This is a genomic window from Aequorivita marina (genome assembly GCF_031631895.2).
In the GTDB taxonomy this organism is placed as follows: Bacteria; Bacteroidota; Bacteroidia; order Flavobacteriales; family Flavobacteriaceae; genus Aequorivita; species Aequorivita marina.
Map to the genome: position 1 here is coordinate 35,313 of NZ_JAVMBW020000002.1, position 23,548 is coordinate 58,860.

Here is a 23,548-nt window from a genome sequence, read left to right on the forward strand (position 1 = left end):
AACTCCCTCTTTATGAAAGAAGAAATTAAAGCTTATGATAACGTGTTGCAGCTAATAGGCAACACCCCCTTGGTGAAGCTTAAAAAAATTACCGCTAAGATGAAGGGTAATTATTTTGCAAAAGTTGAAGCCTTTAATCCAGGACACTCTTCCAAAGACCGCATTGCACTTTACATTATAGAAGAAGCCGAACGAAAGGGAATTCTAAAACCTGGCGATACAATTATTGAAACAACTAGTGGTAATACTGGGTTTAGCATTGCTATGGTAAGTATTATTAAAGGCTACGACTGTATTTTAGCCGTTAGCTCAAAATCTTCTCCAGATAAAATAGACATGCTCAAAACAATGGGGGCTAAAGTTTACGTTTGTCCTGCACATGTTAGTGCCGATGATCCGCGTTCCTATTATGAAGTTGCAAAAAAACTACACAGCGAAATTGAAGGCTCGGTTTATATTAACCAGTATTTTAATGAGTTAAACATAGATGCCCATTACCATACTACTGGCCCCGAAATTTGGGAACAGACAGCGGGAAAAATCACCCATTTGGTAGCGTGTAGCGGTACGGGTGGAACGATTTCTGGTACAGCACGTTTTTTAAAAGAACAAAGCGAAAAGCAGGGTTCAGCTATAAAGGTAATAGGAATAGACGCATACGGTTCGGTTCTGCAGAAGTATCACGAAACTAGGGAATTTGACAAAAACGAAATATATCCGTACAGAATTGAAGGCCTTGGCAAGAATTTGATACCTACGGCTACAGATTTCGATATTATTGACACGTTTGAAAAGGTTACTGATGAGAGCAGTGCGCACACCGCGCGGGAGCTTGCCAAAACCGAAGGACTCTTTGTAGGTTACACCAGTGGTGCCGCCATGCAAGGTTTAAAACAACTTGAAGAAGCGGGCGAGTTTAATGAAGATAGTAATATTGTAGTTATTTTTCCAGATCACGGTTCAAGATATATGAGCAAGATTTATAACGACGACTGGATGGACCAACAAGGTTTCTTTGATTCAGAAACAATTGAAGCTGAGAAAATTGAGTACGTAAAATAGAGTATTAGTTAAATATGGCTTTTAAATCCCAAGAACAATGCGTTTTTGGGATTTAATATTTCTGGGATCGTTCCAAACCCAAAATCTCATGGGCAATCCTTAGTATCTAATGATTATTTAATTAATTTTGTCAAATATTTTAACAAAAGACTTTAATGAGAGATTTATTCGATAAAATCTACAAAGATAAAGGACCCTTAGGAAAATGGGCAGAACAGGCGGAAGGCTATTTTGTTTTTCCAAAGCTGGAAGGTCCAATTTCAAATAGAATGGAATTTAATGGTAGGAGTGTTGTTACCTGGAGTATCAATGATTACTTAGGGCTTGCCAACCATCCTGAGGTGCGTAAGGTAGATGCAGAGGCAGGAGCCAAGTACGGATCGGCGTATCCTATGGGAGCGAGAATGATGAGTGGTCATACCGAGCTTCACGAACAATTGCAGCGCGAACTTGCAGCTTTTGTAAGTAAAGAAGCAGCTTACCTGTTGAACTTCGGATACCAAGGAATGGTTTCTACCATAGATGCTTTGGTTTCAAAAGACGATGTAATAGTTTATGATGTTGATGCCCATGCGTGTATTATTGATGGGGTTCGCCTTCACTTAGGCCAGCGCTTTACCTATAAGCACAACGATATGGAAAGTATCGAAAAAAACCTGCAGCGTGCAACTAAAGTGGCAGAGAAAACAGGTGGGGGAATCCTACTTATTTCAGAAGGTGTTTTCGGAATGCGTGGGGAACAAGGCAGGTTAAAAGAGATTATCGAACTCAAGAAAAAATATAATTTCCGATTTTTTGTAGATGATGCACACGGTTTTGGTACGCTTGGTAAAACAGGTGCCGGAGCAGGAGAGGAGCAAGGTGTACAAGATGGAATAGATGTTTATTTTGCAACCTTTGCAAAATCAATGGCAAGTACAGGAGCTTTTATTGCGGGTGATGAAGAGATTATGAATTACCTAAAATACAATCTACGGTCTCAAATGTTTGCAAAATCATTGCAGATGCAGTTGGTAGAAGGTGCTCTAAAACGTTTGGATATGTTGCGTACCATGCCCGAACTGAAAGAAAAACTTTGGGAAAACGTAAACGCCCTACAAGGCGGACTTCGCGAAAGAGGTTTTGATTTGGGAACCACCCAAAGTTGTGTAACTCCCGTTTATTTAAAGGGAAGTATTCCCGAAGCAATGGCCTTGGTAAAAGACCTTCGTGAAAACCATGGAATTTTCTGCTCAATCGTAGTATATCCTGTTATTCCAAAAGGATTAATACTTTTAAGAATGATTCCAACAGCTTCACATACCATGGAAGACATTAACGAGACTTTAGAAGCTTTCTCTGCAATCCGTGAGCGACTGGAAAATGGAACTTATAAACGCCTTTCTGCAGCTGTTGCAGAAGCAATGGGAGAGAAGATTTAATCAAATTCTCGCGCAGACGAGAATCTTACAAAATTAAAAATCCACCTTTTTTAGGTGGATTTTTTTATTAAATATCTTTTCTAAACGTACTGCGTTCCTTGTGCTGTACGGGGTTGTAGTCTTTCCAAAGCAATTGCACCGCAGTATTTTCCTTTAATTCAGGGTTTGTTTCTACCGTTTCGATTCCTTTTGAATTAAAAAGATGCTGCATTTCTTCAAAAATAATAGCAGTAACCCCTTTTCCTTGGTATTCAGGGTCAATACCTATTAAATAAAAGGCTGCTGTATCGTTCTTTTTCTGGGCTTTTATTAAATGCCGCCATCCAAAGGGAAATAACTTTCCATTCGCTTTTTTTAAAGCTTTTGAGAAAGATGGCATTACTATAGAAAAAGCAATCAGTTTTCCATTTTCATCTTTGATGCAGCAGATATAATCTGGGTGGATAAAATCAAAATATTTCTTTTTGTAATAATCTATTTGATATTGCTGAATAGGTACAAAAGTCTGTAGGGTATTGTAGGTTTTGTTGAGCAAACCAAACATATCATTCACATAAGGAAGAATTTCTTTTTTATTCTTAAAGCGAATTACAGAAAGATTGTAGCGCTTGCGAACAATTTTAGAGAACTTCGCTACCTTTTCAAAAATTTCTTCTGGAATCTTTATGGTAAACTCTACCCAAGTGGCTTGTTTTTCATATCCAAGTTCTTCTAAATGCTTTGCATAATAGGGGTGGTTGTACCAAGTAATCATGGTGTTCATTTTGTCAAACCCCATGGTAAGAATGCCTGCTTTTTCCATATTACTGAACCCTACGGGGCCTTCGGCGTATTCTAGATTGTGTTCCCTACCTTTTTCATAGACTTTTTCTAACAAGGCCTTGGTAACCTCGATGTCGTCAACCATATCTAACCAGCCAAAACGGATTTTTTTCTTGCCTTGTTCATTAACCTCAAGATGGTTGAGAATTACGGCAATACGGCCTACCATTTTTTTATTTTTATAGGCAGCATAATACCAAGCATCCGCATTTTTAAAAACAGGATTTATTTTGGGATTCAAAGTCTCCATTTCGTCCTTTGTTAGCGACGGTACCCAATATTTACTGTCTTTATAAAGTTTAAACGGAAAAGTGACAAACTTTTTAAGATCACTTTTTGAGGTTAGTTGTTTTACTGTAATCATATTTGCTATGCTATTGTTCGCCACCATCATGGTTTAATTGATCTTGGCGTTTCTGTTTTTTATCTTTCTTCTTCTGTCGCTCCTGTTTTCTAATGGCTTTGTCTTCTAAAAACTCATCTCTATTGTGCATGTCAAATCGGTATGCAACTCCAGCACGACCGTATAATTTTGAAGGTGTGTCTTTAAAACTATAAGTCAAGGACAGATCTACTTGTAAATTCGGGCTAATTAATGCAGCAACGCCTCCACGCAATAATTGATCGGAATAGAAGTCGCTTTTTAAACCTTGATTTTCAACAAAAATTGAAAAATAACGATTGGTGGCGTGGGTTAAGGTAAGAATATACCCGTAGGTGGGGAAGTCTGTAGTAATTCGATCTACAATAATATTGGTTACAAACACCCATCCACCTCTAAAGTTGTTTTGAGTAGAAAGTACAAATTTAGGACTAATGCTGCTTTCGGCTTCTGGGGTAAAGGGATTGTCTTTAAAATCAAAATTTGCACCTGCATAAACTGCAATTGCCGGAATTAAATCTCTCCATTGCATAGTATTGTTCGCCTTCCAACTGTATAGATTAGGGCCTTCTAATTCTCTTTTTCTATAAGGGTCGTACACCAAGTATTTTGCACCAACGGTATTGCTCTTAAAATTGGCGTTTGTGTATTCATAAGGGTTTGTTGAACGATTGTCAGTAATGGAATTTGACTGAAACTCCCCCGTTAGACTAACTTCTAAGCGCTCTTTCCAAAATCCATATCTAATGGCATAGTCAATAGCTAACCCGTTGGTTTCCGTCTCTAAAAGTTCGTGTTCTTCCTTTCCATAGCTAACGCCAGATTCAAATTGAAGCACATTTGTTCCTACTGAAAAGGCTCCTTGAGACCCACCAGGACGATTGGTGTTAATCATTTCGGTGTATTGTGCAGAAACGCTTGAAAAGCAAATGAGGCAAATACCAAGTAAGGTGGGAAGTTTATTGTGCATGCGGATATTCGTTTTCGTTCAAAGATATAAGAATTTACCAATAATTTAATACTGTACATTCGTCTTTTTCTGCATCAATCCTTATTTTTGGAACCAATTTTACAGTTATGATGACATTCCTAAAAACGATTTTAATCGTTCTCTTGGTATATTTTGGGCTTAAGTTTTTGATGAAACTTGCAAAGCCTTATATCTTACGCTATATATCAAAAAAAGCGGGACAGCAGTTTGAAGAGTTCTTCGGTAATAACCCCAATATGAATACCCAACGCGAAAAAGAAGGAAGCATAACTATTGATAAAACGCCTCCTCCAAACCAGCGAAGTAATAAAAATGTTGGTGAATACGTAGAGTATGAAGAAGTGGATTAAATCTTAATCCTTTGAACAATTAGTTTTTGATTTATGTAAAGTAAGCATTCCTAAAACTGAAATAATCAACTGTTTCTTATTTCTGGTTCCAGAATTATTGTTCCTGTTTTGCTTCATTACGGATTCCTTTGTCTCGTTAGTCCTGTTTTCAAATATATTTCCTAATTTCCCCGAATCATATTCTCAAATTAAATTATGCAGTTCGACTATAAAAAAATTCTTCCACATTTAGTTGTTTTTGTTTTATTTATAATAGCCGCGCTGGCCTATTTTAATCCTGTTTTACAAGGAAAGAAAATATTGCAAAGTGATATTGTTCAGTACCGGGGAATGGCTAAACAGCAAAACGATTTCCGAGAAACTACCGGCGAGGAAACCTATTGGACCGATGCTGCTTTTGGCGGAATGCCCACCTATCAGCTTGGCGCTAAATACCCGAATAACTACATAAAGGAACTCGATCTGGCCATTCGCTTTTTACCCCGACCGGCCGATTATCTCTTTCTGTATTTTATAGGAATGTATATTCTCTTGCTGGTGCTAAAAGTTGATTATAGACTGGCATTTCTCGGGGCTTTGGCGTTCGGATTTTCTACATACTTAATAATTATCTTGGGAGTGGGTCATAATGCCAAGGCGCATGCAATAGCATATATGCCTCTGGTTTTAAGTGGAATTTTTCTCACATTTCGGGGCAAATATCTCTGGGGCTTCCTGTTATTAACGATATCCATGGGCTTAGAGTTAGTGGCGAACCACTTTCAAATGACCTATTATTTGATGCTTTTGGTGCTCGTAATCGGTATTGTGTATTTAATAGATGCGTTTAAAAAGAATCAGTTGCCACATTTCTTTAAAGCAGTTGGTATCATGATGGTAGGCGTAGTGATTGCCATTGGTTTAAATGCTACCAATATCTTGGCAACCAAGGAATATGCAGACACTTCTACTCGTGGAAAAACAGAATTGACAATCAATGCTGATGGCTCGCCAAAAGATAATAATACAGGTCTTGACTTCAACTATATAACCGAATACAGCTACGGAAAGCTTGAAAGTTTTAACTTGTTTATCCCGCGTTTTATGGGTGGAAGCTCTTCTGAAGCACTTCCAGAAGATTCCAAAACCTTAGAAACCTTGATGCGGATGGGGGCATCTGCCCAAGAAGCGAATCAGGTTTTAAGCCAAATCCCGATGTATTGGGGCGATCAATCCTATGTGGGAGCGCCAGCATATATTGGGGCGATTGTGATATTTTTAGCAATACTGGCCCTGTTTTTAATTGGAGGTAGGTTAAAATGGTGGGTGGTATCGGGCTTCCTATTAAGCTTGTTGTTATCTTGGGGAAAAAACTTTAGCGGACTTACCGAGTTTTTTATTGATTATATTCCGTTGTACAATAAATTCAGAGCCGTTTCCTCTATCCAGGTTATAATTGAATTAATACTTCCAATTCTCGCCATAGTTGGGCTACACCAATTTTTTAATAAGTTTGAAAGAGCAGCCGAAAGGAAAAAGGCACTACTGTATTCCACTGGAATCGTTGGCGGTCTTACAATTGTATTTATTCTCTTTAAATCGACACTTTTTGATTTTGCGAGTCCGTATGACAGTTATTTCAGAGAAGAAATGGGCTTGCCGTTTTTGGAAGCAATTCGTGAAGATAGGATGTCCTTGTTCACTTCAGACGCTATTCGCTCCTTGATATTTGTGATTCTAACGGCAGCGGTTCTTTGGTTCTTTATGACGGAAAAACTAAAAAAAGGGTTTGCCATAGCCGCGCTTTCAGTGTTGGTTTTGGTCGATTTGGTGGGGGTTGACAGACGGTATGTGAACGAAGATGATTTTGTACAAGCCAAATATGTTGAAGAGCCTTTTCAGAAAAACGGAGCCGATATTCAAATATTGGAAGATGAAGGTCATTATAGGGTTTATGACGCAACTAACAATGCTTTTAACAGTGCGCGGGCTAGTTATTACCACAATGCATTGGGCGGTTATCACGCTGCCAAACCCGGGAGAATGCAAGATTTGTTCGAGTTTTATATCAGTCAAGGCAATATAGGAATCTTGAATATGATGAATGTTCGTTATATCATTACTCAAAATAAAAAAGGTGGTCCCGTTGCACAGCGAAATCCGTATGCCAACGGAGGTGCTTGGTTTGTAGAAAACGTACTGCCGGCTGAGAATGCCAATGATGAAATTCGCCTCTTGGATAGTTTAGACACCAAGAAAACCGCAATTGTAAATCAGGAATTTCTTTCGCAAATACCCAACGATAAAATTGAGCGTGACAGTACTGCAAGTATTGAACTCTATAGCTATAAGCCCAATCATTTGGTTTATGAAGCATCAACTAAAACATCGCAGCTGGCTGTTTTTTCTGAAGTGTATTACCCAAAAGGATGGAATGCCTATATAAACGGAAACCCCGTAGCACATTTTAGGGCAGATTATGTGTTAAGGGCAATGGTAATCCCCGCAGGAAATAACAAAATTGAATTTAAGTTTGAACCTGAAGTTATTCAAACGGGAAGTACAATTTCTTTGATAAGTAGTATAATACTATTGCTTATAGTATTGGGTGGTTTATTTTTTGTTTTTCGGAAGAATGAGGTTAAATAACTGCTATTGGGTAGAAGATTAAATTTTTAGGCTCTATGTTATTTTGAGTGGGTGTTTTTTTAAAAATTTCAAAATTTTGAATGTAATGTTTTGGCTTAGTAAAACTTTACGTGAAAAATGATCCGCGATAGTTATCGGGAGAGTGGAGGATTAAGCAAACTTGCGCCAGCCGCTAAAAATATATTGATTTTTATGGTTTTTAAATTATTAAATATAGTGTCTAAACTGATGTGAGCCTTTAGTTTGCGCCGTAACGAGGGAAATTTTTAGTAAAGTTTTGCTCTGCCTAGTCCCGACAGCTGTACGGGATTTTTGGTTCGTTCCGATAGCTATCGGAATTGGCAATGAAAAAAATGAACAATTATATTTACATTAATCAATTATAATAATTATCACAATTTTCATTAATATTAAATTTACCCACTATAATCAACATGGTGCCAATTTTTAACTATATTTAGCTATGCAAATAGAACGAAAAAATAATGAAATTTTAATTCGAGTAGCTTCGGGAACAGATCTTGTTGGATTACAACGAATTTTAGATTATGTAAAATTTCGTGAAATTACTTCTAAAAGTAAAGTTTCCCAACAACAGATAGACCAACTTGCCAGTGATTCAAAAAGTGATTGGTGGAAAAAAAACAAAAGCCGTTTTGTTAAGTGAAAATTGTTGTAGATACCAATATAATATTTAGTGCAATTTTAAGCCCTGAAGGAACTATAAGTGATTTGTTGCTTAATTCTTTCGAGACCTTTGACTTTTATGCGCCTACCTTTGTTTTAGATGAATTGAAAACACATCAAAATAAAATTTTACAGATTTCTGGTTTATCTGAAGATGATTTGGATTTTTTAAAAAGAATTCTTCTAAAGAAAGTAACGTTGATAAATGTAGAAGCATTTCAAAATAAATCTTGGCAAAAGGCATTAGAACTTACAAGTAATGTAGATGAGTTTGACACTCCATTTATAGCATTATGTATTGAACTAGAAGCTCAACTATGGACTGGAGACAAAAAACTAATAAAAGGCTTAGGTTTAAAGGGAATTGACTGGTTGTTTGATACAGCCAAAATGAAAGAAATTCGCAATAAAGCTTAATTGTAATTTGAATTAATTATAAATTTCTCAAAGCCATTTTGAAACGCGCACTTATTATTACATACTATTGGCCTCCAGCAGGTGGCCCAGGCGTACAACGCTGGCTAAAGTTTGTAAAATACCTAAGGGAATTTGATGTAGAGCCCATTGTTTATGCACCAGAAAACCCAAACTACCCCTTGGTTGATGCTAACTTTTCATCTGAAATTTCTTCTGATTTTGAAATAATTAAGCAACCAATTAGCGAGCCATATCGGTTTGCAAAACTTTTCTCCAAAAAGAAAACCAAGCAGTTTAGTAGCGGTATTATTTCAAAAAAAGATGTCTCGGCAATGGAGAAGCTGATGCTCTATATCAGAGGTAACTTTTTTATCCCAGATGCCCGCGTGGGTTGGGTAAAACCTTCGGTTAAATTTCTGTCAGAGTATATCACCAAAAACCCTGTTGACGTTATTATAACCACCGGGCCGCCACATAGTCTTCATCTTATAGGGCAAAAACTTCAAAAAACGTTAGATGTGAGGTGGATTGCAGATTTTCGCGATCCGTGGACAACAATTCATTATCATAAATCGCTGCGTTTAAATACAGCTTCGGAACGCAAGCATAAAGCCTTGGAGGCATCGGTATTAAACACTGCCGATGCGATTACCGTTACCAGCCCAACCACCAAAAAGGAGTTTGAAGCCATCACCACTAAGCCCATTCACGTAATTACCAATGGCTATGATGTTAGTTTAGCTGCTTCTTCAAAGAGAGATACCAAGTTTTCAATTTCGCATATTGGTTCGTTGTTAAGCGAAAGAAATCCGAAAGTACTTTGGGAAGTAATTGCTGAAATTTGCAAAGAAAATCCTTCCTTTAAAAATGATTTGACCTTGAAGTTTGCCGGGGCTGTGAGTGAAGAAGTAAAAAAGAGCATTACCAACTTCGGACTGGCAGATAACTGTAAGTTCTTGGGTTACGTCTCTCATTCCGAAGCCATAAAACTTCAAAAGGATAGTCAGATCCTTCTTTTGGTAGAAATAGACTCACCGGAAACCCGAGCCATTATTCCAGGAAAAATTTTTGAATACTTGGCGGCAAAACGCCCCATTATTGCTTTGGGCCCCAATGAAAGCGATATTGAAGGAATTATCACGGAAACAAACGCCGGAACGTTCTTTAGTTATTCCGAAGCCGATGCATTGAATTCTGAGTTGCTACAGTGTTATAAACACTTTAAAAACGGAAATCTAGAGGTTGCTTCAAAAGGGATTGAAAAATTTAGTAGGAGGGAGCTGACCCGACAAATGGCTGCTGTTATTGCTGGTTTATAGTCGGTAGTCGAATCGGTAGAAAAATCTTGTGTCCTGTTTCCTTTTAGTCTTGGATCTTTGTTCCCATTTGGCTCAATAAAAAAACCTCCGATCTTCACTAAAAGTAAATCACGGAGGCTTAATCAACCAACCAAAAACTATTTTTAACCTCTTCCTCGCGTAGCGCTTGTTCCTCTAGAAGAACTTCTTCTTGAAGTTGTCATAGTTCTACTTCTTGAGGGTGTACTAGATCTTTTAACGGTACTTCTACTTATGGTTTTTCGTTGCGGAGTCCGTCTTTTACTTTTTGAAACTGAATTGCTTCTATTGTTGGTGGCAACATTTCGAGTTCGTTTTTGTGCGGTTTTATTCCTGCCAACAGTCCTCGTATTTTTTGAACCTACCGTAGTATTTTGACTGTTCGATTTTCTAACAGTTCGTGGGTTGTCTTTGCGTTTAACACTATTTCTTGTATTGGTGCGTTTTACACGTGTATTATTTCGGTCATTACCAACTACATTTTTAGTATTGCTCCTACTATTTTTAACTCTTGTATTACGAGTGGTATTAGAACGAACGGTCTTGTTTTTTCGCGAAGTATTGTTCCGTACCGAAGCATTGTTACGGGTATTGCTAGTGGCAATCATCGTATTTTTTCTACTTGGGTCGTAATTCGTGTTTTTAGACGACCTTCCTCGCTTATCATAAACACGACTTCCTGGGTTGTAAAAATCTCTACGTGCATTTTTATAGGCCACACGGTGTCTGTTTTTGTAGTAAGAAATATGACGGTGGTAGCTATAGCGCACAGGGTTATAGTATTTTCTATAAGGTCTGTCATAGACTATGCAATGACTGTATAAAGGTCTAGCGTAATACACATGCCATGGGCGATAAATATAATACGGATTGTACGAGTTTATTATGCCATTTACATGCGAAAAATACCCACGATTGTTATACACAATGTGCAAACCACCAACCCGAACGATTCTTCGGTCGTTATACCGAATATCAACGTTTCCAGCTTGGGCAATCCGTCCGTATTCATCATAATATATGGGGACGGTTTCAATTTGTATAACCCCGCCATAGTCGTCATACTGAACAAAGGCCTCATAATCATAACCAGAATTAAAGCTAATATTAACGTTTCGTGATCGTATGCTTACTTGCGAAGCTTTTTGTGGCCCTACATAAACAAAGTCGAATTGCCCATCAGGAAATACGGAGAATTCAACATCACCTTCAACAAAGATGTATGCGCTGCCATCGTAGCCTCTTTTATAGGTGTTTTCACTTTCAGGGGAAGCTGCATTTGCAGAAAGTCCCATTAAAAGAATACTAAATATAAGTGCAATGTTTTTCATAATGTAGGATTTTAAGGGTTCGTGATACTCGAAACGCTTAAAGTGGCTCGGGTATGCTTATAAGTATTCAACGACCGTGCCACGATTTAAATGAGCGGGGTGTTATGTGCTTCAACCGCGCGCCAAGTAAGGGATTTACCGGCTCCAATTATCAGCAATATGGCTTAAAAATGAAAATGCAATAAGTTTAAAGGGGAAGTAAAAGTGTTTTTGAAATTGAATAGGAAACTGTGATGCACAATTAAAAAATCCGCCGGAATGTTTTACCATTTACGACGGATTTTAAAAACTAACCAACCAAAAACTAACTAAAAGTCTTTATTGGTTTAATTTCAATTAGTGTGCCAGAAAGTATTGTTTTAAACTTTCTCTTTTAAATATCCGGCAGTACATGATTTTTTATGTTGAACCCGCTTCGGGGTTCTTGCGGATTGGAGCATTGTAACCCTACACTGCACTGCGTTTGTACAGGGTTATTAAGGTTAAACTCCTTCGGAGTATGCTACGGCAGATCAAAAATATATGCCGCTGACTACCCCAGAGGGGTTTACTGTTGATAACCTCGGATAGAAGCGAAATGAAATGAAGGTTTTATCCGAGGAAAATGATTCCACTATCGTTTAGAACTCCAAAGGAGTTCAACTTACTTAAGTCCAGATAGCCAAAAATCAGGGCAACCAACAGCGCTTTTTCTAAAAACTGCGGTGCACAATTAAAAAATCCGCCGGAATGTTTTACCATTTGCGACGGATTTTAAAAACTAACCAACCAAAAACTAACTAAAAGTCTTATTGGTTTAATTTTAATAAGTGTTCCAGAAAGTATTGTTTTAAACTTTCTCTTTTAAATATCCAGCAGTACATGATTTTTTATTCTTTACGACTTCCTCTGGAGTACCTTCTGCAATGATGTTTCCACCTTTTTCGCCACCTTCGGGACCAAGGTCTATAATATGGTCTGCACACTTTATGAGTTCCAAATTATGCTCTACTACAATAACGGTATGTCCTTTTTCCAGCAAAGCGTAAAAGGAGTTCAACAGTTTTTTAATATCGTGAAAGTGTAGGCCTGTAGTGGGTTCGTCAAAAATAAATACCGTTTTTTCCTTAGTTGTTGCTTTAACCAGGAACGAAGCAAGTTTAATCCGCTGTGCCTCACCGCCAGAGAGGGTTGAGGAGCTTTGGCCCAGTTGCACATAGCCCAACCCAACATCTTGTAAAGGTTGTAATTTTGCAGCAATCTTAGCTTGTTTGTTTTCGCCAAAGAACGCCACGGCATCATCTACCGTCATGGTGAGTATATCGTCTATATTTTTTTCCTGAAACGTAACTTCCAAAACTTCCTTTTTAAAACGTTTTCCGTTACAGGTGTCACATAGTAGGTGTACATCGGCCATAAACTGCATTTCTACGGTAACTTCACCTTCGCCTTTACAGGTTTCACAACGCCCGCCATCTACATTAAATGAAAAATGCTTCGGCTTAAACCCTCTTATATCAGATAGTTTTTGTGATGCATATAAACTTCTAATATCGTCATAAGCTTTAATATAAGTTACAGGATTACTTCGGCTGGAGCGACCTATTGGATTTTGATCAATAAATTCGATGCTTTTTATAGTTTTGAAATCGCCATTAATTTCTGAAAACTGTCCGGGCTTTTCGCCATAACCCCCAATTTGGCGCAGTAGGGCAGGGTATAGAATTTTCTTTACCAAGGTACTTTTTCCACTTCCTGAAACACCTGTTACCGCCGTAAAAACATTTAATGGGAAGGTAACATCAATATTCTTTAAATTATTTTGTCTGGCACCGGTAATAGAGACTTTGTTATTGGAAGTACGCCGTTTTTTGGGCACTTCAATCTCCATTTCGCCATTTAGGTATTTTGCGGTAAGCGAATCGGATTTTAATATTTCAGCAAAATTCCCCTGGGCAACCACCTCGCCGCCAAAAGTTCCAGCTTGGGGACCAATATCGATTATTTCGTCCGCCGCTTTCATAATATCTTCGTCGTGTTCTACAACAATAACAGTATTCCCTAAGTCGCGAAGTGCTTTTAAAACCACGATAAGCCGTTCGGTGTCTTTTGGATGAAGTCCGATGCTGGGTTCGTCTAAAATATACATTGAACCCACAAGACTACTTCCTAAAGAGGTTGCAAGGTTAATGCGCTGCGATTCGCCACCGGAGAGCGTGTTGGACTTTCGGTTTAAGGTTAAATAGCCCAAACCAACGTCTCTTAAAAAACCGAGTCGATTATTAATTTCAAGCAGCAGACGTTTTCCTACTTTGGCATCGTAATCTGAAAGTTTGAGATTTTTAAAAAAATCTGCGGCTTTGTCTAGTGGCAATTCCACCAATTCTTGAATAGCGGTATCGTTTATTTTTACGTAACCCGCTTCTGGCCTAAGTCGTTTTCCGTTACAAGTGGCGCATTTGGTCTTTCCCCGGTATCGCGAAAGCATTACCCTATTTTGGATTTTATAGCTCTTCGATTCCAAAAACGAGAAAAACGAGTTTAAGCCTTCAAAATATTTATTGCCTTCCCAAACCAATTGCTTTTGCGCTTCGGTTAGTTCAAACCAAGGTTTGTGGATGGGGAAATCGAACTTGTAGGCATTGTTTACCAGTTGGTCTCGATACCAGCTCATACTTTCGCCACGCCAGGCAAATATGGCGTTTTCAAAAATAGAAAGTGCCGTGTTTGGAATTACCAGCTCTTCATCTATCCCTATTACATCGCCATAGCCTTCGCAAACAGGGCAGGCACCATACGGATTGTTAAAGCTGAAGAGATGCACGTTGGGCTCCATAAAGGTGGTGCCGTCGGCTTCAAAACGATTATTGAATTCCATTGTTTTCTTTGAAGACAAGACTTCAATATACAGCTCTCCCTTACCTTCAAAAAAGGCTATTTCTACCGCATCTGCCAATCGGTTATAAAAGTCTTCTTCATTTTTGGTAATAATTCGATCTACTACCAAATCGATTTTCTTCGGAAATGTTTTTCCTTTTAAATCGTCAATTCGTAAAACTTCATCTTTAACTTTGATCCTGGAATACCCTTGCTGTGCCAAGGCTTGGATTTTATTTTCCATAGTTCGGCCTTCTTCCAGATGGATAGGGGCAAGGAGCAGCATTTTTTCACCTTCGGGAAAGTTTTTGATAAAATTTATAACATCTGTGGTAGTATCCTTTTTCACTTCTTTCCCAGAAATGGGCGAAATAGTTTTACCAATTCGGGTATAAAGCAGTTTTAGATAATCGTAAATTTCGGTTGAAGTGCCAACAGTAGATCGCGGGTTGGTAGAATTTACTTTTTGCTCAATCGCGATTGCGGGCGCAATTCCTTTTATGGCATCTACCTTTGGTTTGTCCAACCGCCCTAAGAACTGCCTGGCATAACTGGAAAGACTCTCTACATAGCGGCGTTGGCCTTCTGCATAAAGCGTATCAAAAGCTAGACTGGATTTTCCACTGCCAGAAAGCCCCGTGATTACAACCATTTTGTTGCGAGGGATAGCTACTGAAATGTTTTTAAGGTTGTGAAGTTTGGCACCCTGAATAAGGATATTCTTTTTTGTATCTACCGTATCTGTCTTCAAATTAAAATCTCTTTTTTATTCCTGAAAAATTCAGAATTGCAAAGATACCATATCGTTTTTACGAATGCACTTTTGTGGTTAATTTTAATGTTTAAAGAAAAATTTAACCTTTTTTTTGTATTTGTGAACTCTTTGTTGTTATATTTACGGTTCTTAACATCATATAAAAATATTGCCTATACGCTGATCATTACTTTTAACAAATAAACATTTTAATCAAGCAACCAAAATCACAGTTGTTTATTTATTAAAAAAAGTATTGATATGAAGCAAAGTAATAGCTCCGATGCGTTTCTTGTTAGCGCGTATATTGACGGTAATGAATCTGCACTTTCCGAGTTGATAACTCGTCACAAACAAAGAATATACAGTTTTATTTATTCTAAGGTATTTGATAGAGACATCGCTGAAGATGTTTTTCAGGATACTTTTATTAAAGTTATAAAAACGCTAAAAAAAGGCGGTTATAACGAACAAGGTAAGTTTTTACCTTGGGTTATGCGTATTGCACATAATCTCGTTATAGACCATTTTAGAAAAAGTAATCGCATACCTAAATTTGAGAACAATACCGATTTTGATATTTTTTCGGTTCTAAGTGATAATTCACCCAATGCTGAAAAACAAATGATTAAAGGTCAGGTTGAAAATGATGTGCGTAGATTGATTGAAGAGCTACCCGAAGACCAAAAAGATGTGCTTGTAATGCGCATGTATAAAGACATGAGCTTTAAAGAAATAAGCGAGCAGACTGGAGTAAGTATTAATACAGCTTTAGGCCGAATGCGGTACGCACTCATTAATTTGCGAAAAGTGATTGAGAAACATAATATAATATTAACCAATTGAAACAATAAATTAATTTTTGCTACGTTATTTTTGAAATAACCCTCAAAATAACAATATTTTATGCAAAAATTCTACTCTGAAACATCACGTGTGGACGGCGTGAATAAAAAACTTGTTCCAAAGGAGGAAACAGTAAAGTTTCTTCTGGATTATTCGATGGCTTTAAGTGTTATAAAATGCAATAAATTGAAGTTTGAAGCGCTTCTAAACTAAACTTTGGAAAAACTCCGGAATTAGCTTTTCGGGGTTTTTTTTATGTCGTATGGTTAAAAAATACCGACAAAATAGGCACTCGTATTAACCTTGCTTTCAGCGTTTATCTTTCTTTTTATAGTTTCAAAAAGTATGGGGTACTATTTAAATCTACCTAAAGGCCCTATTTTGAATAAAACTAAAGCTATTACCGGAGAAAAATTGTCTCATTTTTCAAAAATTTTAAATATTAAGGGCTTATACTTTTATTGCTTCTTAGCTTAGTTGTTATGAAGTGAAAAACACCTATAATATTCATCATGATCTCGATTCAAACTTGAATTTGATGCCGTTGCTTAAAATTCACTCAACCACCATGATCAGTCTTGTTTGTGAATTAAATTTTTTATGGGCAAATATCTAATTTCCCAAACCTACCGCTTACTCAACCAGTTTTTAAAATCCTGGAAATTCTGTGGTGCTACACCATGGCCAACAGGGTATTCTGAATACACACAATCAATATCTAAGTTCTTTAGAAAGGGTTCGGTTTTTTGAGCCCATTGAACCGGAATTACTTGATCTACACTTCCGTGTGAGGTATAAACACTCAAGTGATTAAAACTGTTGTCCTTGTAGCCTGCTTTAAGAATTTCTTCATTTATATAGCCGCTAAGCCCGATCACGTTTTTTACTTTTTCAGGATAGCTCAATGCCACGGCAAAACTTAAAATTGTTCCTTGGCTAAACCCCAGAAGCGTTACGTTTTCATTGTCTATATTGTATTTTTCAACAATTTCATCAATACATTTGGCAACTAATTCTCTAGAAGCAATGGCTTGTTTATCATCGCTAAACTTCCCTTGTGAGTCGTTAAAATAAATATTATACCAAGCATTGCCGTAGGGTTCCATTTTAATTGGTGCCTTTAAGGAGATAACCGCATATTTTTCGGGCAACTCGCTGGCAAACGAAAACAAATCGTTTTCATCGCTTCCAAATCCGTGGAGCATTATTATAGCCGGAGCTTTCTCAGACGCGTTTTTAGCTGGTTTATAATTGTGTTCTAGAAGTAAAGACTGTTTTTCCATAACTGCAAAAATACGCAAGACCTTTCAAACTGATGAAGTAGCAGCATAAAAGGTCCTGTTAAACTATTTATAATTAAATTCCCTGAAACCATTCTTGAAATTTCTCACCTACTACAGGAACTGGTTTCATTTCTCCTTGAACGGCACTAACCAATCCAAGAATCCATAATACCAATATTGCAAGATTTATGATCGTTGAAATTATCCATATACCAATAAAGCCAGAGAGTATTGCTAGAACAACACCTACACACATAATTCCTAAAGCTTGTCGAACGTGATATGAGCCAAATGCCGTTTTATTGTTATTGTTCATCACTAACGCAATAATCCATCCTATCAGGGTTATATAGGCAATTATGCCTACCGTTTTACCATTATCAGTGCTTGTATCCATAATTTTTGTGTTTAGATTAAATTCCTAAAAATTTAAAGGTAACCAATACTTTTAACTTAAAAACGTAAACCAATCTTGAAATTTTTCACTCAAAAAAGGAATCCCTTTCCGTTGATTGTAAACAGCCATTGCCCAGGAATACAGCCAAAGAATGCAGCAAACCAGCCAAAGGGCGTCGCCAGCCATCACATTCACCTGGCCTTGGATTACAAGTGAAATTATAAACAAAACAAAAAGACCAAACATATTCTTGATATGCCAGGTGGCAAACGCATAATTTTCATCTTTATTGATAAAAAAAGCAATGATAAACCCTACAAATGGGGCATAGGCAATAAGTGCTGTAGATTTTCCTAAGGGTGTAGCCGTGCGCATTACATTTTAGTTATTAGCTGGTTGTTGGCAAATATTCCATATACATCGCCCTTGGTTTTTCTATTTAATAATGCCGCGTTTTTTGAAGTTGAAAGAATTTTATCCTCCGTAAACATAGCCAAGCCATCTGGGTTAAAAAGTGAAATGTTTGCTACTTGATTTTCTTCAATACTTCCAGAAGAAACTTTAAAAGTGTTCTTTAATCCCGTTAGGGCCTTTACGGCGTTCTCAAACCCAATGCGATTGTTTAACACGCCAAAACAGGCTTCTAGACCAATACTTCCAAAAAGTGCCTGCTCAAATTCGGTTTTTTTGTGTTCTACGTCAATCGGGTTATGGTCGGTAGTCACTCCGTCAATCGTGCCTTCTTTTAATCCTTTTACAAGGGCTTGGTTGTCTTCTTTTGTTCTTAGTGGCGGTAGTAGTTTATAATTAGTGTCAAACTCTTCCAGTACAGAATCGGTTAAAACAAGATTGAAAACAGGAACACTACAGGTAACATTTAGTCCCTTTTTCTTGGCATTTTTGATAAGCTGCACCGATTTATTTGTAGAAATAGTGGGAATATGAAGTTTTCCGCCGGTGTATTCCAGAATGTAAAGGTCTCTTATTATCTGTAATTCTTCGGAAAGCGCGGGAATTCCCTTTAGGCCAAGCCGTGTACTGTTTACTTCTTCGTTAACCAAGCCATTTTTAGATACGGCTTTCTCCATGGGAAACGATTGAACTAAACCATCAAAGTTTTGAGTGTATTGAAGGGCAATTTTTAACAGGTTAGGGTTGGCAATTGGATGCTTATAGTCGTAAAAGGAAACGGCTCCTTCCTGCTGCATATCGTATAGCTCGGCTAAGTCAATCCCTTTGCTGCCAATAGTCAAGGCGCCAATAGGGTAGAGGCTTACGGCACTTCCTTCGGCTTTTGATTTTATATACTTTATATGGCCTTTACTGTCGGTTACGGGGTAGGTGTTGGCATTTACAGCCACTTGGGTAAACCCACTTAAGCCCGCTGTTTTTAACCCGTTTTCTATAGTTTCCCGCTCTTCAAAACCAGGCTCCCCAAAAGACACACTACTATCAAACCATCCTTGGGAAACGTGTAGATTTTCAAGTGAAACCGTTTTTACTTTTTCTGAGGAAGAAATACTTGAGGCGATTTTTGAAATCTTGCCTTTCTCAATTAAAATATCGCGCTTTTTAAGATGATGGCTGCTTGAGGCATCAACAATGGTAGCGGATTTTAGTAAAATGTTCATATTTTAAAATTAAAGGTTCGCATTTTGGTTATGCCCTATAAGCTCACTTTTTATAATGCATTGGCTGTTCCAATTCACATTTCAATAATAAAGGCGGTCAATATTATGAATTTGTTTTTTTGCACCATGTTATCTTTTCTACTTGTTCTTTAGAAATTTTAGAATAAGCATTTCACAAATTAAAAACACTAGTGCAAAAATAGCAAACCATTTCCAAAAACTGTTTATTGAATTGGCTTCTTCAATAGATTCAAAAAGCTTGTCAATACTCTTATATACCTGTACGCCTTTCCAATCTTTAGGGTCTGAATATCTTAGGACTCCTTCATTTCGGGAGTAATTGTAACTTATGTTTTCTAAAACTTCATTTTCCTTAACTACTTGATAATTCCCCGCTTTATCTGGATTATCAGTGGTCGTTATTAAAACGTGATTCGCTTTTGATTGCTGAAGTGGAATAAACTTCACAATAGAGTCGCTTATGGTTAAAACCTCATCAGAGCCTAATTTTGCAGGTATCGCGATTGTATTTTGTTTTCCAATAGTGTAATAAAGTCGCGGTAAAGGCAAACTTTGTTGTGCCATATTATAAATGGTGGGAACTACTAAAGGCGAGTTTTGGAAATTTGAATTAGCCTTGTTGATTGCTGCCGTAAAGAAAAAAGTTTTGTTTTTTTGAAGTAAGAACGGATTATTGTCTTCAAAAGCCAGAGCCGGAGTGGCATTGGAGGTAAGGAAATAAAAAGAGTTTACGGTTGGATATTGAAAATTGGTGACTCTTTTTTCAAAAACACCCTGAAACAATGGGTGGTCAAATATAATTTTTGTGATTTTCCTATCTTGATTTTCCTGTTTTGAAATTACACCCATAGCCATGGTTTGTAAAAAACTGTTATAAAGTTCTAAATTTACTTTTTCAGCAGGGATAACAAGTACACTACCGCCATTGTCACTAAAAGATTTTAAGGCGGTGCTTAATGATGTGGGAATTTCTTCTAATTGGTTTAAAACAACAAAATTTTGATTGGGAATGACATTATAGTTAAGGCTTTTAAAGGTTTGTTGCGTAAACTCAAACTCTTCTTTTTCAAACAGGCGTTGTAAAAAACTTCCATCAGCTTCATTAATGGTCAAAACCTTAATTTTATCAGGCTTATTAATGCTAAAAAACAGGGTGTTGTCAAAAGGAAGGTTGGGGTCGTTTATCTGTAACTTTCCAATAAATTCATTTTCGTTCTCAATATCGAAGGTTGTGATTCCGTCGTTGCTTTGCGAAAGGTCTAGAGCGGTTTTAGCTACTAGATTCGCTTTATTAAACAACGAAATTGTAGATGTTGAAAGGGTTTTGTCTTGTTTTGAAACTTTGACCTTTAATTGTGTGGTACTCGCATTTTTTGAGGCAATATAAACGCTGTCTAAGGCAATATTTATTGCTTTTACGGGTTTCAGCTGTACAGCATCAACCATTAGGTTTTCTGGAAGGGCGGGGAGTTTATCTTTCTGTTGAAAATCTGAAATATAAATCAAACGTTTTAATACGCCACTTTCATTGGAGAAAAGTTGGTTGGCCTTGAGTACAACTTGGCTCGGACTCATCTGGTTTTGCGAATAACCTATGCTGAGAACCTCATTTTTAAAATCTTGTGGAGCACTATTCCTTTTTTCTGAATTATTTGTAAACCAGCTCAGTTTACCTGAAGTATCGGTTTTGTTGAATAAATCTTGTAATGCCCGTTCTAGGAGTGGTCCTTTTTCTCCCTTAAGCTGCATACTAAAGGAGTTGTCTATATAAATAACCGTCTCTTTTTCTTGACTTAATGCGGTTTTTGAAGCTGTAAATGGCTGGGCAAAAGCAACAATAATACATGCCAACGCGGCCAAACGCATGAGTAATGTGAGCCATTTTTTAAGTTGCGAGCTTTTCCTGGTTTGGATAGTCACCTTTTTTAGAAAAGCGACATTCGTAAAATCTACTTTTTGAAAACGCCTAAGCTGAAATAGATGAATAAAAATTGGGATGAGCAGCAGGAAAAGGGCGTAAAGAATTTCTGGGTGTTTAAACTGCATTCCTATAAATATTGCTCAAAGATAGAAAATGGAACGTAATAAATCCTATTTCTTAATGGTAAAGCTAAAGATAGTTTTTCTTTTGGGTTTTAAAGTGATTAAAATAGCATCTAAAGTTCAAATATCACAACCGTAAAGTGTCAATGAAGTATTGATTTTTATAAAGCTTAATTTTTCTTGATGCTAAACGAAAAGGTGGTACCTTCACCTAGTTTGGAAGAGACTTCAATTTCTCCATTTAGTCTGTTTACTAACTTTTTAACTGTGGATAAGCCTATGCCATTTCCTTTTTTTCCATTGCGGTCTAAAGTACCTGCTGTTCCAAAAAGTTCATAGATGTTGGGTAGTTTTTCTTTGGCGATTCCCATGCCATTATCGGCAATGGTAAAATAATAATAGTCGCTCTCTTCTCTGCAACTAATATCTATTTTCACCTTGTCCTTATCGTTGTATTTTAAGCTATTGCCAACCAAATTCAGGATTATTTGCTCTAAAGCAGATTTATTGGCATGCATTTCAATGTTTTCTTCAGGAAGATTGATTTCGCAATCAATATTAATGTTTAGCAACTCAATTATTTCTTCTAAAAGATCATGGCTATCAAAGGCTTCTTCACTTAAAGATGCCGTTTTATCACTCTCGTAATGTTCTAATAGACCTGTAATATATTCACTTAAGGTAAAGGAAGATTGTTTTATATAGTCCAAATAGTCTTTTCCTTGTTCATCTAAAAGTGATCCGTATTTAGAACGGAGTATGTCTGAGGTGATAATCATATTTGCTAATGGCATCTTCATATCGTGCGAAACAATGCCTGCAAAGTTCTTTAGCTCTTCATTCTTTTCTTTTAGCTCCCGTTGCACTTGCATTAATGTTCTGTTGCGCTTTCTGGCCTCAAAAAGATTAACAACTTGATAGGCTAATGAAGTTAGTGCATTTTTCTGTGATTTTGAAAGGGTTCGAGGTTTTGTATCAAAAACACAAAGCGTGCCCAACGGATATCCTTCAGAATTTACCAAACGAACGCCTGCATAAAAAATAGCTTGCATGTCGCTAACAAGCGGGTTGTCTTTAAAACGCGGATCTTTCCGAGCATCCTCTACAATAAAAAGATTGTCTTCTTCCAAAATGGCATGCCCGCAAAAAGAGGTGTCGCGTGGAGACTCGTTAAAGTTTAAACCGTAGTAGGACTTTAAAAAATTGCGATCTGCATCTAAAAGCGTCACCAATGAAATAGGCACATCGCATATACTAGCGGTAAGCGCTGTAATGTTGTCAAAGTCCTTTTCAGGAAGTGTGTCTAACAACTGATATGACCGTACGGCCTCCAACCGCTGCTGTTCATCAATGGGAAAATCTGGTTTTATCAAAGCCTACTTTCGATTTTATCTTTAAACCTAATAACAATAATGTTTAGATTTGAGTGGTAAATGTACGACAATTTACAAATATTTGTTTAAATGTATTGGATTGTGCGAATTGGGTTAAAATTTTAATTAAAACCGTTCAAAAACACCGAGCCCAAATAGTGCAAAATCATACTTTACTGGATCGTCTGGGTCTAGATTCCGCAAAGCTGAATCTAATTGGGTTACGGCTTTGGCGTCATTTTGTTTCCGGCCTAATAAATTGAGTTTACGGGCCACGTTTCCGCTGTGAACGTCCAGCGGGCAAGAAAGGGCAGAAGGATCGATGCTTTTCCATAATCCGAAATCTACTCCTGTATTGTCATTGCGAACCATCCAGCGCAGAAACATATTAACTCTTTTAGCGGCAGAATTCTTTAAGGGGTCACTCACGTGTTTTTCTGTTCTAGAAAGGTGGTCGAGTTCAAAAAACACTTTTTTAAAGTGATGAATAGAAATTTGCAAAGAATTTGCTTCAGCATGTTTGGCAAAAAGTTTTTCTAAACCGCCATGGTTTTTATAAATGTTTTGAAGCGATTTAAAAAAGTAAGTCAAATCGTCGCTGTTAAAAGTGCGATGAACAAAACCCGAAAGTGCATCTGTGGAGCTGTTGGAAAAATTCAATACATAATCATAGGGCGAATTCCCCATCAATTCAACCAATCGGTTTCCATTTTTAATAATACTCTTCCGGTTACCCCAAGCAATTGTTGCCACCAAAAAACCAGCTATTTCTATGTCTTCTTTTTTCGAGAACAGATGCGGAATTTGAATGGGGTCAGTTTCAATAAAGTTTGGATTGTTGTAAATTCTGACTTTTTCGTCTAGGAATGACTTTAATTCACTTTTATTCATTGGAGTGAATTTTTTTAATGTTCAG

21 protein-coding genes are annotated in these 23,548 nt (G+C 37.3%); 9 read left to right on the plus strand and 12 right to left on the minus strand.

From position 1 onward, the window contains the following. Positions 1-12: 12 nt before the first annotated feature. On the plus strand, positions 13-1,062 hold the full coding sequence (gene capA / locus QPK98_RS04150) for a cysteate synthase (protein ID WP_310991779.1): 1,050 nt from the start codon (positions 13-15) through the stop codon (positions 1,060-1,062). 155 nt (positions 1,063-1,217) lie between these two features. Then, positions 1,218-2,483, plus strand: coding sequence for a cysteate-C-fatty acyltransferase (gene capB, locus QPK98_RS04155; protein ID WP_310991780.1), 1,266 nt, complete (start codon positions 1,218-1,220; stop codon positions 2,481-2,483). 67 nt (positions 2,484-2,550) lie between these two features. On the opposite strand, the gene QPK98_RS04160 is transcribed toward capB, so the two are convergent. Both QPK98_RS04160 and QPK98_RS04165 read right to left on the minus strand, forming a co-directional pair. After that, positions 2,551-3,669: a GNAT family N-acetyltransferase gene (locus tag QPK98_RS04160; protein WP_310991781.1), complete on the minus strand. Its 1,119-nt coding sequence runs from the start codon at positions 3,667-3,669 to the stop codon at positions 2,551-2,553. A gap of 10 nt (positions 3,670-3,679) precedes the next feature. After that, positions 3,680-4,657 (minus strand): transporter, encoded by a 978-nt coding sequence (locus tag QPK98_RS04165; protein ID WP_310991782.1) that lies wholly within the window; start codon positions 4,655-4,657, stop codon positions 3,680-3,682. Between the two features lie 107 nt (positions 4,658-4,764). On the opposite strand from QPK98_RS04165, the gene QPK98_RS04170 reads away from it, so the two are divergent. The 5 genes from QPK98_RS04170 (at position 4,765) to QPK98_RS04190 (ending at position 10,079) form a co-directional block, all read left to right on the plus strand. After that, positions 4,765-5,028, plus strand: coding sequence for a DUF4834 family protein (locus QPK98_RS04170; protein WP_310991784.1), 264 nt, complete (start codon positions 4,765-4,767; stop codon positions 5,026-5,028). A 195-nt stretch (positions 5,029-5,223) separates the two neighbouring features. Further along, positions 5,224-7,656: a YfhO family protein gene (locus tag QPK98_RS04175; protein ID WP_310991785.1), complete on the plus strand. Its 2,433-nt coding sequence runs from the start codon at positions 5,224-5,226 to the stop codon at positions 7,654-7,656. A gap of 463 nt (positions 7,657-8,119) precedes the next feature. After that, entirely contained in the window at positions 8,120-8,323 is a 204-nt protein-coding gene (locus tag QPK98_RS04180) for a hypothetical protein (protein ID WP_310991786.1), read from the plus strand. Then, positions 8,320-8,760, plus strand: a complete 441-nt coding sequence (locus QPK98_RS04185) for a PIN domain-containing protein (protein ID WP_310991787.1) — start codon at positions 8,320-8,322, stop codon at positions 8,758-8,760. Before QPK98_RS04180 ends, QPK98_RS04185 begins: the two co-directional genes overlap by 4 nt. Positions 8,761-8,798: 38 nt before the next feature. Next, the gene (locus tag QPK98_RS04190; RefSeq protein WP_310991788.1) at positions 8,799-10,079 is read left to right on the plus strand and encodes a glycosyltransferase family 4 protein; all 1,281 of its coding nucleotides are present in this window, start codon (positions 8,799-8,801) and stop codon (positions 10,077-10,079) included. A 143-nt stretch (positions 10,080-10,222) separates the two neighbouring features. Here QPK98_RS04190 and QPK98_RS04195 read toward each other — a convergent pair whose 3' ends face one another. The 3 genes from QPK98_RS04195 to uvrA form a co-directional block, all read right to left on the minus strand. After that, positions 10,223-11,428 carry a hypothetical protein gene (locus QPK98_RS04195; protein ID WP_310991789.1) on the minus strand — a complete coding sequence of 402 codons (1,206 nt, stop codon included), beginning with the start codon at positions 11,426-11,428 and terminating at the stop codon, positions 10,223-10,225. Positions 11,429-12,019: 591 nt separating this feature from the next. Beyond that, on the minus strand, positions 12,020-12,169 hold the full coding sequence (locus tag QPK98_RS04200) for a hypothetical protein (RefSeq protein ID WP_310991790.1): 150 nt from the start codon (positions 12,167-12,169) through the stop codon (positions 12,020-12,022). A gap of 88 nt (positions 12,170-12,257) precedes the next feature. Then, the gene (gene uvrA, locus QPK98_RS04205; protein WP_310991791.1) at positions 12,258-15,035 is read right to left on the minus strand and encodes an excinuclease ABC subunit UvrA; all 2,778 of its coding nucleotides are present in this window, start codon (positions 15,033-15,035) and stop codon (positions 12,258-12,260) included. Between the two features lie 264 nt (positions 15,036-15,299). Between uvrA and QPK98_RS04210 the strand changes: the two genes are divergently transcribed. Beyond that, complete coding sequence (locus tag QPK98_RS04210; protein WP_310991792.1) at positions 15,300-15,884, plus strand: RNA polymerase sigma factor; 585 nt, start codon at positions 15,300-15,302, stop codon at positions 15,882-15,884. 60 nt (positions 15,885-15,944) lie between these two features. Continuing rightward, the gene (locus QPK98_RS04215; RefSeq protein WP_310991793.1) at positions 15,945-16,097 is read left to right on the plus strand and encodes a hypothetical protein; all 153 of its coding nucleotides are present in this window, start codon (positions 15,945-15,947) and stop codon (positions 16,095-16,097) included. A 413-nt stretch (positions 16,098-16,510) separates the two neighbouring features. Here QPK98_RS04215 and QPK98_RS04220 read toward each other — a convergent pair whose 3' ends face one another. The 7 genes from QPK98_RS04220 to QPK98_RS04250 form a co-directional block, all read right to left on the minus strand. Then, positions 16,511-17,167, minus strand: coding sequence for an alpha/beta hydrolase (locus QPK98_RS04220; RefSeq protein WP_310991794.1), 657 nt, complete (start codon positions 17,165-17,167; stop codon positions 16,511-16,513). A 73-nt stretch (positions 17,168-17,240) separates the two neighbouring features. Beyond that, positions 17,241-17,564 (minus strand): DUF4870 domain-containing protein, encoded by a 324-nt coding sequence (locus QPK98_RS04225; RefSeq protein WP_310991795.1) that lies wholly within the window; start codon positions 17,562-17,564, stop codon positions 17,241-17,243. 51 nt (positions 17,565-17,615) lie between these two features. After that, entirely contained in the window at positions 17,616-17,939 is a 324-nt protein-coding gene (locus QPK98_RS04230) for a hypothetical protein (RefSeq protein WP_310991796.1), read from the minus strand. Continuing rightward, positions 17,939-19,195, minus strand: a complete 1,257-nt coding sequence (locus QPK98_RS04235; protein WP_310991797.1) for a dihydroorotase — start codon at positions 19,193-19,195, stop codon at positions 17,939-17,941. Before QPK98_RS04235 ends, QPK98_RS04230 begins: the two co-directional genes overlap by 1 nt. Before the next feature lie 138 nt (positions 19,196-19,333). Further along, positions 19,334-21,262, minus strand: a complete 1,929-nt coding sequence (locus QPK98_RS04240) for a BatA domain-containing protein (RefSeq protein WP_310991798.1) — start codon at positions 21,260-21,262, stop codon at positions 19,334-19,336. Positions 21,263-21,429: 167 nt separating this feature from the next. After that, entirely contained in the window at positions 21,430-22,632 is a 1,203-nt protein-coding gene (locus QPK98_RS04245; protein WP_310991799.1) for a sensor histidine kinase, read from the minus strand. A gap of 126 nt (positions 22,633-22,758) precedes the next feature. After that, positions 22,759-23,523, minus strand: a complete 765-nt coding sequence (locus tag QPK98_RS04250) for a TIGR02757 family protein (RefSeq protein WP_310991800.1) — start codon at positions 23,521-23,523, stop codon at positions 22,759-22,761. Between the last annotated feature and the right edge of the window lie 25 nt (positions 23,524-23,548).